Raw genomic sequence first — 16168 nt, forward strand, 5'->3', positions numbered from 1 at the left:
GTAAGCCGAAAAGCTATATATGAGTAGGCATAAATCTAAATTCTTTAACTATGAAAAAAATGGTTTTACTTTTTACAATGTTGTTAATGGGATTAACAACTGTAACCGCATCAGAAAAATATTCTGTAAAAACTAGTAATGATTTAGATATTACATCACGCTATCGTTATGCACAACCTATTTTGTTTGTAGAGCGTGGTGTAGAGTTCTTAATCTTTGCTGATGGTAGTTTCGATTTTAACACAGACATCTTTTATGCACCAAGACGCGACGTGTACTATAAAAATAGACGCAATAGAAGATCTGGATCTATCGGTGCACCAGGCCATGTTTACACGAGATCTAATCGTGGTACATTAGTAAGACATGACAGGCTTGGTCGAGTACGACGTGTCGGTAATGTTTTTATCAATTATGATAGGTTTGGTCGTATTATAAGAGCTGGCTCTGTTTACATGGACTACAGAAGAGGTCTTCTAAGACAAGTAGGTAATCTTAGAGTTCAATATAATAGACGCGGTTTTATGGTTGGAACTCGTGGCCAAGTCAATTTTAATAATCCAGGACATGGTATTTATGGTTTTAATGACTTTGAATCTGGCCGTTTCTCAAATAATCCGAGAGGACAAAGAAACCAGCGCTGGAATGATGATTGGGATGATGACGATTGGGATGAAGACTGGGATGACGATCATTATTACTACTATAAAAAGAATGGAAAGATTAAAAAACAGAAAAAACTGAATTTTAAAAATTCGGATTAAATTAATAGTCATTAGTATTAGTTAATTAATGACACACTAAACCCTGAATATTACCCCAAATAATTCAGGGTTTTATTTTGACTTAAAATATTCATTATCAATTATTTAAATTTTTTGGCACGCTGTTTGTTTTGTAAGTAATAGTATAATTTTAAAACCCTTATAACTATGAAACGAATACTATATTTATTTGCAGTTTTAGTGACGGCTAGCACTACTACATTTGCAACCAACTCAAGTTCAAACGAAGCGAATACTACAGCTTATAACTATGTGAGAGGTTATGGTAATTCTTTCATATTTATGGAGGCTGGTATTGAATTCTCAGTGTTCCCTGATGGACAGTTTGATTTTTATATGCCGCAATATGGACCAAACGTTAATGTTGGTATCAATAGACCTGGATTTTCACTAAGTTTTAATACTGGGTTTAATTACAACCCTTATGTGCAGTATGATAGCTTTGGTGCCATTGTTCAAATTGAAAACACTCCTATATACTACGATTTCTATGGTAGAGTTAATCAGATTGGAAATATCTTTATTAACTACAATGGGTTTGGTCGTGTAAATCGAATCGGAGGTTTAAATATTCTTTACAGAAATAATGTCTTTTGGAGATACGATGGGTTTATAAATATTTACAACAGAGCTTATGTTTGGAGACCTTGGCATAGATTTTATGCGATTCCACCTGTAAACTACTGTGTGATTAATACATTTCCATACAGACAGTTCTATACGCCAGTAAGACATATCTGGTATAGACCATACAGAAACAATGTACGTTACTTTAATGTAAATAGTAGACGCGGAAATGCTCAGTTTGGAAGACGTGATGCGAGACTTGCTACTAGATATTCGCAAACACCTAGAAATAGAACGGAGCGTAATATTCAGAGAACCGTACAAAGAAGAAATGCGGAAATCACAAGAACGAGATCTACGCGTTTAGCACAAAACTCTATTACAATGCGATCGAGAACTAATAGAACAGCGACTTTGTCTAATAGATCAGCTACTCGCAATGTAGAACGAGGTATGAGCACAAGATCTACAAATAGAGAGGGAACTATTAATAGAAGTAGAACAACTAGAAACAGTAATGCTACAAGCACACGTTCTAATACTAGAATGTCTGCTCCAAATAGAACAAGTAGAATAAATAATAATACACGTTCAAGAAATTTAAAAGAAAATGTGACCCGAAGTAGATCGTCTGTGTCCAATAAGAGAATAGGTACAAAAAATACCTCTGTTAGAAAACCAAAAGCGACTAGTACACGTAGTTATAATAAAGGTACATCGCAAAACAAAAGAAGTAGAAGTACCATACAGAACAAAAGAAAATCGTCGTCTGTATCAACACGATCTAATACAAGTAGAAGAAACAACCAAGGTTCTACGAGATCAAGTTCAAGACGATCTAGAGGATAAAAAATGATTTTTTTGGTTGGTTAGTAGAGGTCCCGTATGCTGTATGCCTCAGAGCACCTTACGGGACTTCTCGTTTTTAAAAAGTATCTAAGTCTTTAGATACTTTTTTATTTGTTTAGAAATGTCTTCTGAAATATTCAATTTAAGTATAAAAGCAAAATAAACAATCATAATCAACAAAGACTTTAAACCAATATTTACAATCGGATTGAAGCTAAAATCCCAGAAATAAAAAACTGAAATTAATATACTTATAAGTACACATACCTTCAACGATGACAACGAGTAAGGTTGAATATCAAACTTAACTTTTACAAATGCAACTTTAATGGTATTATATGTAGCTATTGCTAAGAAAGTGGCTATTGCCGAACCGTTAATACCATATATTGGAATAAAAATAAAATTTAAAATAATGGCCAAGCCTGCTAATACAACTCCAAATACCAATACCATACGATAATAATTGCTATTAAATAAAATAGCGTTATTATTCCCCAAACTATTATCATAAAGTTTAGCAATACTAACTACAAACACAACTATAAGTCCACCTGTAAATTCTTTTGGTAATATTAAATACAACTGATTAATATTTAATACAATTAACAGAAAAATAAATCCACTAATAACTAGTAAGTTTAATGAGCTTCGCTTATAAAGATCTTCTAAGGCTTCATTATTCTTTTCATTTAAAAACTGTGCTGTCAATGGCATCATAATCTGGTGCATAGCACGTTGTGGTACTGCAATTACTGTTGCAATAAAAATGGCTACGCTATAATACGCCACCTGCTCTATTTCATCTATCATTAATCCAATCATAAACTTATCGATGTCTAAAATTAACATAGCAACAGAGCCTGCAATGATCATTAATATGGCATATTTTAAAATAGCATTTATATTTTCTGGCATTATAAATTTAATCCTTGGGAAATGAACTTTAAAGGCATAAAGCTTCATTATTAAAGTTCTAAGTAGATATATAATAACCAGGCCAACGATAAAATCTTCAACATTTAACCACTTTAAATACACTGCTAATAGTAACAACATTATGGCGAATCTGTGAAATACTTCTTTCATCAGATTTCCAAAAACTGTCTGTAATTGTACTTTTGTCCAAGCAAAGAAAATTTCAAAATAAGCCATTGCTATGGCCAGAATTAATATGTGCCAAACATAATTTGAAACAATAGAATTTTCACGAGATAATAAATCACCTATTACGTCATACGAAAAATAACCTATTAATGTCGCTGGGGTAATCAAGATTAACGGTAACAGAAGCATAAAGGTTAAAAACCCATCAACCTTTGCTTTGGACTTAAATGAGGAGTAGAACTTTATTATGGCGTTATGTACACCAAACGCCATAAATGGCATCATAATATTAGCTGTTGAAAGCAAAAAGGCAACTAAACCATAATATTCATCGGTTAGAAAATTGGTATATAAAAAGAGCGTATTAACTGCACCAAGACCAAAGCCTATATATGTAGTTATGGTGTTTTTAAACGACTGATTTAAAATAATACCCATACCTAGGCAATTTACAACTTAAATTCATTTTGCCTCTAGAAATTCTCTATAGCTCCTTAATGATTGTACTTAATGACTTTGTGAGCTCTTTTCTACTATATGGCTGTAAACCAATTGCATTAACATTTAATGAATCATTTTTATAAGCTTCGAAATAAGTAAGTAGTTGAGCCTCTAATTCTTGTTGATTTTGGTAATTGAAATAACGACCAGTGTTCGTAGATTTAATTATCATTTCAACATCAGAACCATCTGGTCCAATAGCTAGAATAGGTGTTTCTGAAATCATATATTCAAAAAGTTTTCCTGGAATAATAGCTTTTGTATCCTCCGAATCTATTTCGATAAGTAGTAGTAATCTAGATTTCATTTGATAGGCAATAGCCTCATCATGATTCACATAACCTACAACTGTGACAAATTCTTCCAGACCATTAGACTTAATACTATCAAGAATATCGTTACTAACTATACCAACCAAATTCAATCTAAAATGCTTTGCGAATTCACTGTGCGTTTCTATTAATTTAGAAAGTACGCGCCATAAAACAATCGGATTTCGTTCTGAAAGCAATGAACCAATATGAGATAATGTAAACTTTGCATCTTTTTTATCTATAGATACATGATGATTATCATAACCATTGGTAATGACCGTTATAGGGACATTCGTTTTTGTCGAAAATTCCTTTTTTGTAAAATGGCTGGTGACTATAATCTCATCTGCATTAGAGAGTACATTTTTTTCTAATTGAATATGCTTTTCCTTGCCCTTCCTTCTAAGTTTTAAGGCCTTATGGTAACCTATTGTAGTCCAAGGATCCCTAAAATCTGCAATCCACTTCACTCCTATTTGCTCCTTAAGACCTAAGCCTATTAAATGAAGACTATGCGGTGGTCCCGTTGTAATAATACTATCGATAGCATTTTGTGAAATGTATTGGGATAAAAAAGTAATTGAAGGTTTTACCCAATTTACACGCGCATCTGGAATAAAGTAATTTCCACGTATAAAGAGCAGGAATTTCTCAATGAAAGTTTGTCTTTTAGCTTTGGGTATAATACCAGAACTTATATCCTTGGTACTTTTTCTAGAAAATAAACTAGCCAGTCGATAAGGTTCTCTAATGGGTTGAGAAAGAACTTCTATACCTTCTGGTATTTCTTCTTTTAAACTCGAATCGACTACAGGATAACTTGGATTACTTGGGCAATAAACAATGGGTTCTACATCATATTGAGGTAAATATTTCACAAACTTTAACCATCGCTGTACACCAGGTCCTCCCGCTGGTGGCCAATAATAAGTTATTATTAATACCTTTTTAGATGACATTAATTAAAGTTAGTCGACCTCCTGTTTGTGTCTAATTTTATAAAATAGGCCAGCACATATTAGAATTGCTAGTAGTGCTGAACTTGCCAAAGAAATTGTACTGCCAGTTTTAACAACCTGAGGCTCGAATTTAAACTCAATGGTATGCTTGCCACTAGGTACTTCCATACCCCTTAAAACATAATTAACAAGATGGTGAGGCACTTCTTTACCATCTAATAAAGAAATCCATCCTGGTTGATAATAAACCTCAGAGAAAACTGCAAAGCCATCAAAAGTATTATCAGTTTCATACTTTAGATAATTAGGTTTAAATTCTCTAAGTGAAATTATAGACGTTGAGTCTAGGCTATAATTCTTCTTTAATCCATTAGTTGAAAATATAGATTTTTGAATCAAGGCATACTCCTTAGTATCCACACTATCTAAAGCTCTAATTTCTTCGTCCGCATTATCTACAATCTCAAAACCTTTTATAAACCATACATTACCATTAGCTTCTCTATTGGTGTAAGGTAATATTTGACCTTCCTCTTCAATAATAATGTATTTGGTATTGAGCATATTTAGAACATTCATGTTATTTCTATACACATAAAAATCCAAGACATCATTATAACGTCCTAATTTTGCGGCATGATAGCCGAACAAAGAATTATGAAAATAAGCCGCGCGGCCTGGTTGGCTCTGTCCTAAAGACGACATATCCAATACTCTAAAATGCTCTGTATCTTTTAAAATTTCTTTGTCTGCCTCTGTTGGCTGATAAGGATTATCGACCAATCTTGCTGGTCTAAAATTATCTTCGTTTACATAGTTTCTATTGATGCTTACAAGGTCAAAAACGATTAATATGGCTACAATTACAACAACTAATTTTTCAGATAATTTTTCCTTAAGATAAAAATATAGAACACCAGCAGTTAGCATAACTAATACAAGTGTTCTTATAGTGTCAGCGTTAAATAATGCTTTTCGATCTTCAATTAAAGCATCGACAAAGGGTTGACCATAAGCTTGTGCGTATCTAGCGTCACGCAATCCCTCAAAATCAAATAAAGTTGATTTGAATAGTAAAAATGTAATACACAGGCCACCTGTAATTAGCACACTATACTTAAGATACTTAAGTTTTTCATCATTGTTTTGGAAATCATTAAAAAGTCGCACCAAGGCAAAAACTCCTAAAACAGGAACACAAAGCTCTAGAATTACCTGAATAGAACTAACAGCTCTGAACTTGTTATAAAGCGGAACAACATTTATGAAAAAGTCGGTTAAGACCTCTAGGTTTTTACCATAGGATAGCAAAAGTGATAGTAGAGTTCCTCCAACAAGCCACCATTTTAGCCTTCCTTTTACTAAAAATAGTCCCAGTACAAACAAGAAAATAATAACAGCACCAACATATGCTGGTGCCTCTACAATAGGCTGATCGCCCCAATACATTGGCGCTTCTCTCGATGCTTCTAAAGCTTCAATCGGTGATGCACCTAAATTTATATATGCCTTGTAGGTTGCAGATTCCTTGCCCACATCTTCTCTATTGCCTCCACCTTTAAATTTTGGAATAAATAGATTAAAAGTTTCCCATAATCCATAGCTATACTCAGTAATGTACTCATTCGTTAATCCATTAGCTGATTCCTTAGGTGATCCATCAGGATTTATAGTTAATTCACTTTGTCCACGAGTACTTGATTTCACATATTCTTGGGTAGCCATGAAATTTGTGGCGTTTAGCCCAACGGCAATTAAAGTGGCAACTGTTAACACTCCAACAGACTTAAAGAAATGAGGTAACACCTTTTTCTTGTATGCGTCTATCAAATAGGTTAATCCTAATACGAGCACCAGTAATAGCAAATAATAAGTCATTTGGAAGTGATTGGCTACGATCTCCAATCCTAGCGCAATAGCAGTTAATAAAAAACCTATTATATACTTTTTTCGAAAGGTGAGTATTATACCAGCGAGTACCAATGGCATATAAGCAATGGCATGCGCCTTTGCATTATGGCCAACGCCTAATATAATTATTAAATAGGTCGAAAAGCCGAAGGCTAACGCACCTAAAGCACTAAGCTTATAATCCACTTTAAGTGCTAATAATAACAAATAGAAGCCCAAAAAATAGAGAAATAGATAATCAGCTGGTCTTGGTAAAAATCGCAGTGACAGATCTAATTTTTTAATATAATTATGTGGATATTTTGCACCTAGTTGATAAGTTGGCATACCTCCAAAGGCACCATTTGTCCAATACGTTTCTTCACCAGTAGTTTTTGCAAATTCCTTTTGCTGTTGTGCCATACCAATGTAATGCATTATATCACTTTGGTATATCTTTTTTCCTTTAAGAACTGGATTAAAATAAGCCAAGGATAGAGCTATGAACCCTACAATTACTAATAAATGAGGCACTAACTTTTTCAAGGAAAATATCATGAAGTCTCTATAATTTGAATGATTCTGAAAAGTAGTTAATTTTTTAAAAAGAAATAGGGTTGAATAAAAGAAGTACTATTCTATCTCTTCATAATCGATATATTCACCTACCTTATCATTAGACTTTTTATTCTTGTTAGGCATTTTATCGATGACTGTTTCTCCTGCTTTTCCTTGTTTAGGTTGTGCTCTATTTTGGTTTTGAAATCCTCCAAATTGATCACCAAATCTCTGTTCTGCTTTTTTTGCTACAAATTTCAATAAAACTGGTGCAAAAAGGCGTGAGAGTATTTTTAATCCAAAATAGACTAATAATATAATAAGTATGGTTCGCAACAAGCCCATAACTGATGCCGTATAAATCATGTATCTTAATTCTAATCAAAAATACAATTATCAGCAGTTATAATACGTTATTATTCCCTAAAAAAAGTATAAAATATCTATATTTGAATCTAAACTAAAAGCAATGATGGCACTCAGATCACTAGTAACCTTTATCACTTTACTTTCATTTATATCAGCTTATGGTCAATATACAGAAGTAATAAACTCCAATAGACCAGGAGTTTCTGAAAGTGCCTTTTCCGTTGGTACAAACGTTGTGCAATTTGAAGTAGGTGCGTTTACTGTAAACGAAGAACACACCCCTTTAAGATACGACGTTAGTGGATTTGGTATTGATTTTTCAGCCCGATATGGCTTTCTTTTTGAAGAATTAGAAATATCTCTTGATGGTGTGTATCAAAATGACAAGATCACATTTAATAATGCTGCAATTCCTGTTGAGAATAAGCGATCAAATTTCAAAAACTTCTCACTCGGTGCAAAGTATCTCGTTTATGACCCATACAAGAATGCAGAAGAGGATAAACCAAATTTATATAGTTATCATGCTAATAGAAGTTTTAAGTGGAAATCCTTAATACCTGCTGTTTCTGTTTATGCTGGCGCTAATTTTGACAGTGATCCAAATCCCTATACAGCGCCTGGTGTCGAAGGATTTAGTCCTAAAGTAATGATCGCAACCCAAAATAACTTTAACGGTGGCTGGGTATTTGTTATGAATTTCATTCAAGATCGAATCGGAACAGACGACCCAATATTTCAATATATTCTAACGCTTACCCATTCTTTTACACCACAGTGGGTTATTTTTGGTGAAGCTCAAGGCATAAATAGTGATTTTTATGCCGATAATATTTTTAGAGTTGGTGGTGCGTATCTATGGAATAAAGACTTTCAACTTGATGCTAATATTGCATTTAATACAAAAGATACACCTTCCGTTTTTAACATAGCCTTTGGCGCATCTTATCGTTTAGATTTTCATAAGGATAAAGAGGTTGATAACGGTTATTAAAAATTCTATTTTAATTAATGATCACAGTTAAAGAGGTAAAATCTAAAAAAGGAATAAAGGCATTTGTCAAATTTCCTTTTCAGCTATATAAAGATTCCCCGTATTGGGTTCCTCCTATTATATCGGAAGAAGTAAAAACCTTTGACAAGGATTTAAATCCCGTTTTTAAAGATGCAGAAGCACAATTCTTTTTAGCTTATAAAGATGGTAAAATTGTTGGTCGTATCGCAGCAATAATAAATTGGTTAGAGGTAAAGGGACAAAACCAAAAAAAGATGAGGTTTGGTTGGTTTGACTTCATAGATGATTTAGAGGTTAGTAAAGCACTACTTGAGGTTGTTGAAAATATTGGGAAGGAAAATAACCTTGATTATACAGAAGGGCCTGTTGGTTTTTCAAATTTGGATAAAGTAGGTGTTATGACTGAAGGATTTGAGAGTATAGCTCCAATGATTACTTGGTATAACCATCCTTATTATGTGGATCATTATATGCAACATGGTTATGTTATCGAAAAGGCATATTCAGAAAGTAAATTTCCTTTTGCAAATGTTAAACCAGAGGCCTTTGTAAAAGCTCAAGAGTTAATTAAGCGTCGATATAAATTAAAAGCTTTAGCCTTCACTAAGACAAGTGAAGTTATGCCATATGCAGATAAAATGTTCGATCTTTTTAATGAAAGTTATGCTGGCCTGTCCTCATTTGTTGAAATAACAGATGTTCAAAAAGAGTATTTTAAAAAGAAATTTATCGGGTTTGTTAATCCTGAATACATCAAGTTTGTTGTTGATGAAAAGGATAATTTAGTAGGTTTTGCCATTGTGATGCCGAGGTTTGCCGAAGCACTTCAAAAAATGAAAGGTAAGCTATTCCCTTTTGGATTTATACATATTCTCAAAGCTAAGAAGAATAGCAAGGATGTTATTTTTTACCTAATTGGTATTCATCCTGATTATCAAAACAAAGGCGTACATGCTGTAATTTTCAACGAATATTACAACACCTTTGTATCTAAAGGTATTGAGACCTGTTATCGCACACCAGAATTAGAAGATAATGAAGCTATTCATAAAATATGGAAGCATTTTGGTCCTGTGGTTTATAAAAGACGAAAAACATTCAAAAAAGATCTATAAAAAAAGGCTTTGTTAAAACAAAGCCTTAATTAATTCTTTTATTATTCTAGTTTACTCACCCATTGCTTCTATTAAAGCAGCAGACATTCTGCGGTAAGTCCCATTAGTAAGTCGTTCTCTAATTGCATCAAAAGCATCTAATGTCTCTCTCACATCTTCGAGTGTATGTGTTGCAGTAGGAATCATTCTCAACAAGATTAATCCTTTAGGAATAACTGGATATACTACTATTGAACAGAAAATACCATGATTTTCTCTTAAATCTCTTACCAAAGCCATTGCTTCTGGAATACTACCTTTTAAATAGACTGGTGTAACACAACTCTGTGTGGTTCCTATATCAAAACCTCTTTCTTTTAAACCACTTTGTAATGCTTCAACTATAGTCCAAAGATTTTTCTTTAACTCTGGCATTGTACGAAGCATTTCAAGTCTTTTTAGTGCTCCTACAACTAACTGCATCTGTAAAGACTTAGCAAACATCTGAGACCTTAAGTTATATTTAAGGTAGTCTATGATTTCTTGGTCACCAGCAATAAAGGCACCTGTGCTCGCCATAGATTTTGCAAAAGTTGCAAAGTAAACGTCAATCTCGTCTTGTACACCTTGTTCTTCCCCTGCTCCTGCTCCTGTAGCACCTAGTGTACCAAATCCGTGCGCATCATCAACAAGGAATCTGAAGTTAAACTTCTTCTTAAGTTCAACAATTTCTTTTAAACGACCCTGTTCACCTCGCATACCAAATACACCCTCTGAAATAACTAGTATTCCTCCACCAGTCTGCTCAGCCATCTTAGTTGCACGTTCAAGATTCTTCTCAAGACTTTCAACATCATTATGCTTGTAGGTGAAACGTTTACCCATATGAAGGCGCACACCATCAATAATACAAGCATGAGCATCAACATCATATACTATAATATCGTCCTTACCGACAAGTGCGTCGATGGTAGACATTATACCTTGATAACCAAAATTTAATAAGTATGCCGCTTCTTTATTTACAAACGATGCTAATTCATTTTGTAATTGCTCATGCAAATCAGTATGACCAGACATCATTCTTGCTCCCATTGGATAAGCCGAACCATATTGTTTTGCAGCGTCTTCATCTACCTTACGGACTTCCGGATGATTAGCTAAACCGAGATAATCGTTAATACTCCAGGTAATAACGTCTTTACCTTGAAACTTCATTCTATTAGAAATTTGACCTTCTAATTTTGGGAAAACAAAATAACCTTCAGCCTGAGACGCCCACTTACCTAAAGGACCTTTATCTCTATAAATCTTATCAAATAAATCTTTCATTCGTTACACTCGCCATTAATTGTTTAGATCGTGTCCTTAACACTAATCAAAAACTCTTAAAATTTAGTTAATTTAATATTGTTAGTTCGTGCAAAATTAGTCAATAATATTATGACCGCATAATTTATTTTTCTTGACTATTTGCATCGTTTTTTAACATAAAAAAACCTACCATAGATTTACCATGATAGGTCTTGATTTATATAAATCTATTATTATTTTATGTACTCAATCGTAGTTTGCACTTCGTGCTGACTATCAAAGAAACCTTGATCTTGCATCCACTTATCACTGTATACCTTACTCATGTATCTTGAACCATGATCTGGAAAAACTACGACTATCTTATCGTTTGGAGAAAACTCTCCTTCTTCGTTTAACTGCTTTACAGCTTGCATTGCTGCTCCACTAGTATACCCTACAAATAAACCTTCTGTATTAGAAACTTCTCTTGCAGTATGAGCACTTTCTTCGTCTGTAACCTTTATAAACTTATCAATACTGTCAAAATCTGTTGCCGTCGGGATTAAGTTTTTACCTAAGCCCTCTATTCGGTATGGATAAATTTCCTTGTCATCAAATTCACGAGTCTCATGATACTTTTTCAATACAGAACCATAAGCATCAACACCGATTATTTTGACGTTCGGATTTTGTTCTTTTAAGTACTTGGCAATTCCAGAAATTGTACCACCAGTACCACTACATGCAACTAAATGGGTTATCTTACCTTCTGTCTGCTCCCAGATTTCAGGACCTGTTGTATTGTAGTGCGCATCAATATTTAATTGATTGAAATACTGATTGATGTAAATAGATCCTTTTATCTCTTCGTGTAATCGTTTCGCTACTTGATAATAAGATCTTGGGTCATCCGCATTAACATGAGCAGGACAAACATAAACTTTAGCACCCATAGACTTAAGCATGTCTATTTTGTCTGCTGAAGATTTTGAGCTTACTGCAAGAATACACTCGTATCCTTTAATGATACTCACCATGGCAATACTAAACCCAGTATTTCCAGAAGTAGTTTCTATGATCGTATCACCAGGAGTTAGAATACCTTGACGCTCTGCTTCTTCAATTATATGTAACGCAATTCTGTCTTTGGAAGAATGACCTGGATTAAATGCTTCAACTTTTGCATAATAATCACCATCAAAGTCGGCGGTCATTTTATTTAATTTGATTAAGGGTGTACTTCCTATTAGTTGAAGCACGTTATCAAATACATTTTTATTGTTGCTCATAAATGCTATTTATCGCTCTACAATTTAAAAAATTGTCGACTTAAACCTCGCAAAAGTAACATTTTTTTTTAAATCAGCTTTGGATTCCCTCTAGATCTAAGAGGAAAGCAAACTCTTCAGCATCTTCTTTTAGACTCTCAAATCTACCAGAAGCACCACCATGACCAGCATCCATATTGGTTCTCAACAATAATTTATTGTTGTCGGTTTTCAATTCTCGTAATTTAGCGACCCATTTTGTTGGTTCCCAATATTGTACCTGTGAATCATGAAATCCTGATGTTACAAAAAGGTGAGGGTAATCTTTGGCTTCCACATTGTCGTAGGGTGAATAGGATTTCATGTAGTCGTAATAAAGCTTATCATTAGGGTTTCCCCATTCATCATACTCACCTGTAGTAAGCGGTATGGAATCATCTAGCATTGTTGTTACAACGTCTACAAATGGTACAGCCGCTATTACGCCATTATATAATTCGGGTGCTAAGTTAATAACGCTACCAACTAAGAGACCTCCAGCACTTCCTCCCATAGCATACAGGTGTTTAGATGAAGTATATCGATCCTTAATTAGCTTTAAAGAACAGGCAATAAAATCTTCAAATGTATTCTTCTTGTGTAATAATTTGCCTGCCTCATACCATGGTCGCCCTAAATATTCCCCACCGCGTACATGGGCAATTGCATATATAAAACCTCGATCCAATAGACTTAATCTGATTGTAGAAAAATAAGGATCTACAGTAGAACCGTAACTCCCATAGGCATATTGCAATAAGGGGTTTTTACCATTTTTATCTATACCTTTTTTGTAAACAATAGATATTGGTATTTTTTCACCATCATTAGCTGTTGCCCAAATACGTTCGGAAACATAGTTTTCTTTTTTAAACTTCCCTCCTAAAACTTCTTGCTCTTTTAAAACAGTTTTAGCCTTAGTCTTCATATTAAACTCAATAATTGAAGCAGGCGTCGTCAGAGCATTATAACCATAACGTAAATTATGGGTATCGAATTCGATATTGGTAGTCGTATAACAGGTATAGGTTTCATTATCAAATGGTAGATAATAGTCCGCACTATTGTCCCATCGTTTAATTCTTATTTGGTTAAGACCATTAGTACGTTCACTAATTACCAAGTATTCTTTAAATATGTCAACATTTTCTATTAAAGTGGTCTCTCTATGTGCAATAAGTTCTTCCCAATAATTAACACCTGTATCTGTAATTGGTGTTTTCATAATTTTAAAATTGGTTGCACCATCCTTATTAGTAAGGATGTAAAAATTACTTTCAAAATGAGAAATGCTATACTCAAGCCCACGAATCCGCTCTTGAAATAATTTAAATTTACCTTTAGGCTCATCTGCACTTAAGTAATGATACTCATTAGTTAAAGTACTATAACATGCTATGATGATATATTTCCTGGATTTAGTCTTATAAACTGTTACACCAAAAGTTTCATCCCCTTCTTCAAAAATTAATTCATCGTTTTCTGTGCCCAATTCATGACGGTAAATTTGATTTGCTCGTAAAGTGGTTTGATCTTTCCGTGTATAATAAATCGTTTGGCTATCATTAGCCCAAGTTGATGAACCTGTAGTATTATTCATTTGATCTTTAAGCACTTCATCTGTAAGTAAGTCTTTAATATGAATGGTATACTGTCTTCTTCCTGTTTCATCAATTCCAAAAGACACAAATCGATTATCTGGACTTACACTTATACCAACTAACTTGAAGTAACTCTTGCCCTTGGCCATTTCATTGCAATCAAACAATAATTCCTCTGGATTATCTAATGACTCTTTTCGTCGTGTATAGATAGGATAATCTTTCCCTTTTTCAAATTTTGTTATGTACCAGTAACCATTATATTTATAAGGCACAGAAGAATCGTCTTCTTTAATTCTTGACTTCATTTCCTCAAAAAGTTCAGCCTGAAACTTTTCTGTGTGCACCATGTTTTGATCACAATAATCATTTTCAGCAATAAGATAATCCCGTACTTCCGGATTATTTCGATCATTCATCCAAAAATAATTATCGATACGAATGTCACCATGTTTTTCGAGTTTATGTGGAATTTTATTTGCTACTGGGAAATTATTACTCATAATCTTTAACATTGCTTTATTAAAAAGTAGGTCAAAAAAGTGGCGCAATTTACTAATTTTGCGTTCAATTATAATAAACTGAAGCTATGTTTGGAGATATGATGGGCATGATGAACAAATTAAAAGAAGCCCAAAAGAAAGTTGAAGAAACCAAAGAGCGTTTAAATAATGTCATTTTAGATGAATCTAGCCATGATAACTTACTGTCTGTAAGTATCACAGCAAATAGAAGTATTAAATCCTTAAGCATTGATGATGCTTTACTCGAAGACAAAGAAATGCTCGAAGATTATTTAATTCTAACCTTAAACAAAGCCATTGATAGGGCTACTAAAGTCAACGAAGCTGAATTGGCAGCTGTTGCAAAAGAGGGAATGCCTAATATTCCAGGATTAGATATGTTTAAGTAGTGTAAGGGTTGTTGAATTATTGTTTACATCGCCTTTAAACTCTTTAATAAAAATTCGTGCATCGAATCATTATAATCTAAATGGGTTACCATTCTTAGTTTATTATTTCCCATCCCAATAATGTGAATATTTTTAGCTTTTAGTCGATCAAAAAAATCTTGTTCATTAATAGAACCGTCCAACTCAAAGATGATTATATTGGTTTCAATGGGCTCTACTTTCTGAATGATGGATAAGCTATTTAGAACTTCACCTATTTCTTTAGCTCTTTTATGATCTTCTTTTAGTCTGTGTACATGGTGATCTAGCGCATAAATCCCTGCTGCAGCCATAAAGCCGACTTGACGCATACCACCACCAAGAATCTTTCGAACCCGAATAGCATTTTGCATGAGTTCTTTTTTTCCAATTAACACTGAACCCATTGGGCATCCAAGACCTTTACTTAAACAAACAGAGATTGTATCAAACAACTCGCCGTATTGCTTTGGTGTTTTATTTGTTTCGGCTAAAGCATTCCATAATCGGGCACCATCTAAATGGTATCCAAGTTTGTGGTTATGTGCAACAGTTCTAAGTTCTTTTAATTGTTCAAAATCCCAGCAAGCACCACCTCCTTTATTGGTAGTATTTTCCACAGCTATCAGAGATGTTAAAGGGCTATGATAAAAATCTGGCGGATTTATAGATGCTTCTGCCTGTGCTGCAGTGAACATGCCACGATGTCCATCTACAAGTTTACAAGATATACCACTATTAAAAGATGCGCCTCCTCCTTCATAATTATATATGTGCGCATACTTATCGCAAATTACCTGTTCCCCTGGGTTCGTATGTAATTTCAATGCTGCTTGATTTGCCATACTACCGGAAGGAAAAAATAATGCCTCATCCATACCAAACATTTCTGCCAATTTGCTCTCTAAAGCGTTAACAGAATTATCTTCCTTATATACGTCATCACCCACATCAGCATTTAACATAGCTTCCAACATATTAACAGTTGGCTTAGTCACTGTATCGCTTCTTAAATCTATTATCAT

General features: G+C 33.9%; 13 protein-coding genes. 5 read left to right on the top strand and 8 right to left on the bottom strand.

What is annotated here, in order from left to right; genetic code table 11:
• The first annotated feature begins 50 nt into the window (after nucleotides 1-50).
• Together ACRHOC_RS07125 and ACRHOC_RS07130 are read left to right on the top strand one after the other, a co-directional pair.
• Nucleotides 51-764, top strand: coding sequence for a hypothetical protein (locus tag ACRHOC_RS07125; RefSeq protein WP_431157900.1), 714 nt, complete (start codon nucleotides 51-53; stop codon nucleotides 762-764).
• 168 nt (nucleotides 765-932) lie between these two features.
• Nucleotides 933-2201 carry a hypothetical protein gene (locus tag ACRHOC_RS07130; protein ID WP_431157901.1) on the top strand — a complete coding sequence of 423 codons (1269 nt, stop codon included), beginning with the start codon at nucleotides 933-935 and terminating at the stop codon, nucleotides 2199-2201.
• A gap of 87 nt (nucleotides 2202-2288) precedes the next feature.
• Here the strand turns inward: ACRHOC_RS07130 and ACRHOC_RS07135 are convergent, their stop codons facing one another.
• The 4 genes from ACRHOC_RS07135 to ACRHOC_RS07150 form a co-directional block, all read right to left on the bottom strand.
• Nucleotides 2289-3746 (bottom strand): oligosaccharide flippase family protein, encoded by a 1458-nt coding sequence (locus ACRHOC_RS07135; RefSeq protein ID WP_431157902.1) that lies wholly within the window; start codon nucleotides 3744-3746, stop codon nucleotides 2289-2291.
• Nucleotides 3747-3792: 46 nt separating this feature from the next.
• Nucleotides 3793-5082 (bottom strand): glycosyltransferase, encoded by a 1290-nt coding sequence (locus tag ACRHOC_RS07140; protein WP_431157903.1) that lies wholly within the window; start codon nucleotides 5080-5082, stop codon nucleotides 3793-3795.
• 9 nt (nucleotides 5083-5091) lie between these two features.
• On the bottom strand, nucleotides 5092-7530 hold the full coding sequence (locus tag ACRHOC_RS07145; protein ID WP_431157904.1) for a YfhO family protein: 2439 nt from the start codon (nucleotides 7528-7530) through the stop codon (nucleotides 5092-5094).
• A gap of 75 nt (nucleotides 7531-7605) precedes the next feature.
• Nucleotides 7606-7896 (bottom strand): DUF4834 family protein, encoded by a 291-nt coding sequence (locus ACRHOC_RS07150; RefSeq protein ID WP_431157905.1) that lies wholly within the window; start codon nucleotides 7894-7896, stop codon nucleotides 7606-7608.
• 103 nt (nucleotides 7897-7999) lie between these two features.
• Between ACRHOC_RS07150 and ACRHOC_RS07155 the strand changes: the two genes are divergently transcribed.
• The gene (locus tag ACRHOC_RS07155; RefSeq protein WP_431157906.1) at nucleotides 8000-8893 is read left to right on the top strand and encodes a transporter; all 894 of its coding nucleotides are present in this window, start codon (nucleotides 8000-8002) and stop codon (nucleotides 8891-8893) included.
• 17 nt (nucleotides 8894-8910) lie between these two features.
• Nucleotides 8911-10029, top strand: coding sequence for a GTP cyclohydrolase (locus ACRHOC_RS07160; protein WP_431157907.1), 1119 nt, complete (start codon nucleotides 8911-8913; stop codon nucleotides 10027-10029).
• A 51-nt stretch (nucleotides 10030-10080) separates the two neighbouring features.
• Here ACRHOC_RS07160 and ACRHOC_RS07165 read toward each other — a convergent pair whose 3' ends face one another.
• The 3 genes from ACRHOC_RS07165 to ACRHOC_RS07175 form a co-directional block, all read right to left on the bottom strand.
• On the bottom strand, nucleotides 10081-11340 hold the full coding sequence (locus tag ACRHOC_RS07165; protein ID WP_431157908.1) for an aminotransferase class I/II-fold pyridoxal phosphate-dependent enzyme: 1260 nt from the start codon (nucleotides 11338-11340) through the stop codon (nucleotides 10081-10083).
• A gap of 215 nt (nucleotides 11341-11555) precedes the next feature.
• A complete protein-coding gene (locus ACRHOC_RS07170) occupies nucleotides 11556-12593 on the bottom strand; it encodes a PLP-dependent cysteine synthase family protein (RefSeq protein ID WP_431157909.1) in 1038 nt (345 codons plus the stop codon).
• A gap of 73 nt (nucleotides 12594-12666) precedes the next feature.
• The gene (locus ACRHOC_RS07175; protein ID WP_431157910.1) at nucleotides 12667-14715 is read right to left on the bottom strand and encodes a S9 family peptidase; all 2049 of its coding nucleotides are present in this window, start codon (nucleotides 14713-14715) and stop codon (nucleotides 12667-12669) included.
• Nucleotides 14716-14801: 86 nt separating this feature from the next.
• On the opposite strand from ACRHOC_RS07175, the gene ACRHOC_RS07180 reads away from it, so the two are divergent.
• Nucleotides 14802-15125, top strand: coding sequence for a YbaB/EbfC family nucleoid-associated protein (locus ACRHOC_RS07180; RefSeq protein ID WP_431157911.1), 324 nt, complete (start codon nucleotides 14802-14804; stop codon nucleotides 15123-15125).
• A 23-nt stretch (nucleotides 15126-15148) separates the two neighbouring features.
• On the opposite strand, the gene ACRHOC_RS07185 is transcribed toward ACRHOC_RS07180, so the two are convergent.
• Nucleotides 15149-16168, bottom strand: coding sequence for a threonine aldolase family protein (locus tag ACRHOC_RS07185; RefSeq protein ID WP_431157912.1), 1020 nt, complete (start codon nucleotides 16166-16168; stop codon nucleotides 15149-15151).

Origin of the sequence: Winogradskyella poriferorum (assembly GCF_050618035.1) — a bacterium.
Lineage (GTDB): Bacteria > Bacteroidota > Bacteroidia > Flavobacteriales > Flavobacteriaceae > Winogradskyella > Winogradskyella poriferorum_A.

Bases quoted from the DNA above. Each gene is read 5' to 3' on its own strand.
- ACRHOC_RS07125 (WP_431157900.1), top strand. From the start codon at position 51: ATGAAAAAAATGGTTTTACTTTTTACAATGTTGTTAATGGGATTAACA.
- ACRHOC_RS07130 (WP_431157901.1), top strand. From the start codon at position 933: ATGAAACGAATACTATATTTATTTGCAGTTTTAGTGACGGCTAGCACT.
- ACRHOC_RS07135 (WP_431157902.1), bottom strand. From the start codon at position 3,746: ATGGGTATTATTTTAAATCAGTCGTTTAAAAACACCATAACTACATAT.
- ACRHOC_RS07140 (WP_431157903.1), bottom strand. From the start codon at position 5,082: ATGTCATCTAAAAAGGTATTAATAATAACTTATTATTGGCCACCAGCG.
- ACRHOC_RS07145 (WP_431157904.1), bottom strand. From the start codon at position 7,530: ATGATATTTTCCTTGAAAAAGTTAGTGCCTCATTTATTAGTAATTGTA.
- ACRHOC_RS07150 (WP_431157905.1), bottom strand. From the start codon at position 7,896: ATGATTTATACGGCATCAGTTATGGGCTTGTTGCGAACCATACTTATT.
- ACRHOC_RS07155 (WP_431157906.1), top strand. From the start codon at position 8,000: ATGATGGCACTCAGATCACTAGTAACCTTTATCACTTTACTTTCATTT.
- ACRHOC_RS07160 (WP_431157907.1), top strand. From the start codon at position 8,911: ATGATCACAGTTAAAGAGGTAAAATCTAAAAAAGGAATAAAGGCATTT.
- ACRHOC_RS07165 (WP_431157908.1), bottom strand. From the start codon at position 11,340: ATGAAAGATTTATTTGATAAGATTTATAGAGATAAAGGTCCTTTAGGT.
- ACRHOC_RS07170 (WP_431157909.1), bottom strand. From the start codon at position 12,593: ATGAGCAACAATAAAAATGTATTTGATAACGTGCTTCAACTAATAGGA.
- ACRHOC_RS07175 (WP_431157910.1), bottom strand. From the start codon at position 14,715: ATGAGTAATAATTTCCCAGTAGCAAATAAAATTCCACATAAACTCGAA.
- ACRHOC_RS07180 (WP_431157911.1), top strand. From the start codon at position 14,802: ATGTTTGGAGATATGATGGGCATGATGAACAAATTAAAAGAAGCCCAA.
- ACRHOC_RS07185 (WP_431157912.1), bottom strand. From the start codon at position 16,168: ATGATAATAGATTTAAGAAGCGATACAGTGACTAAGCCAACTGTTAAT.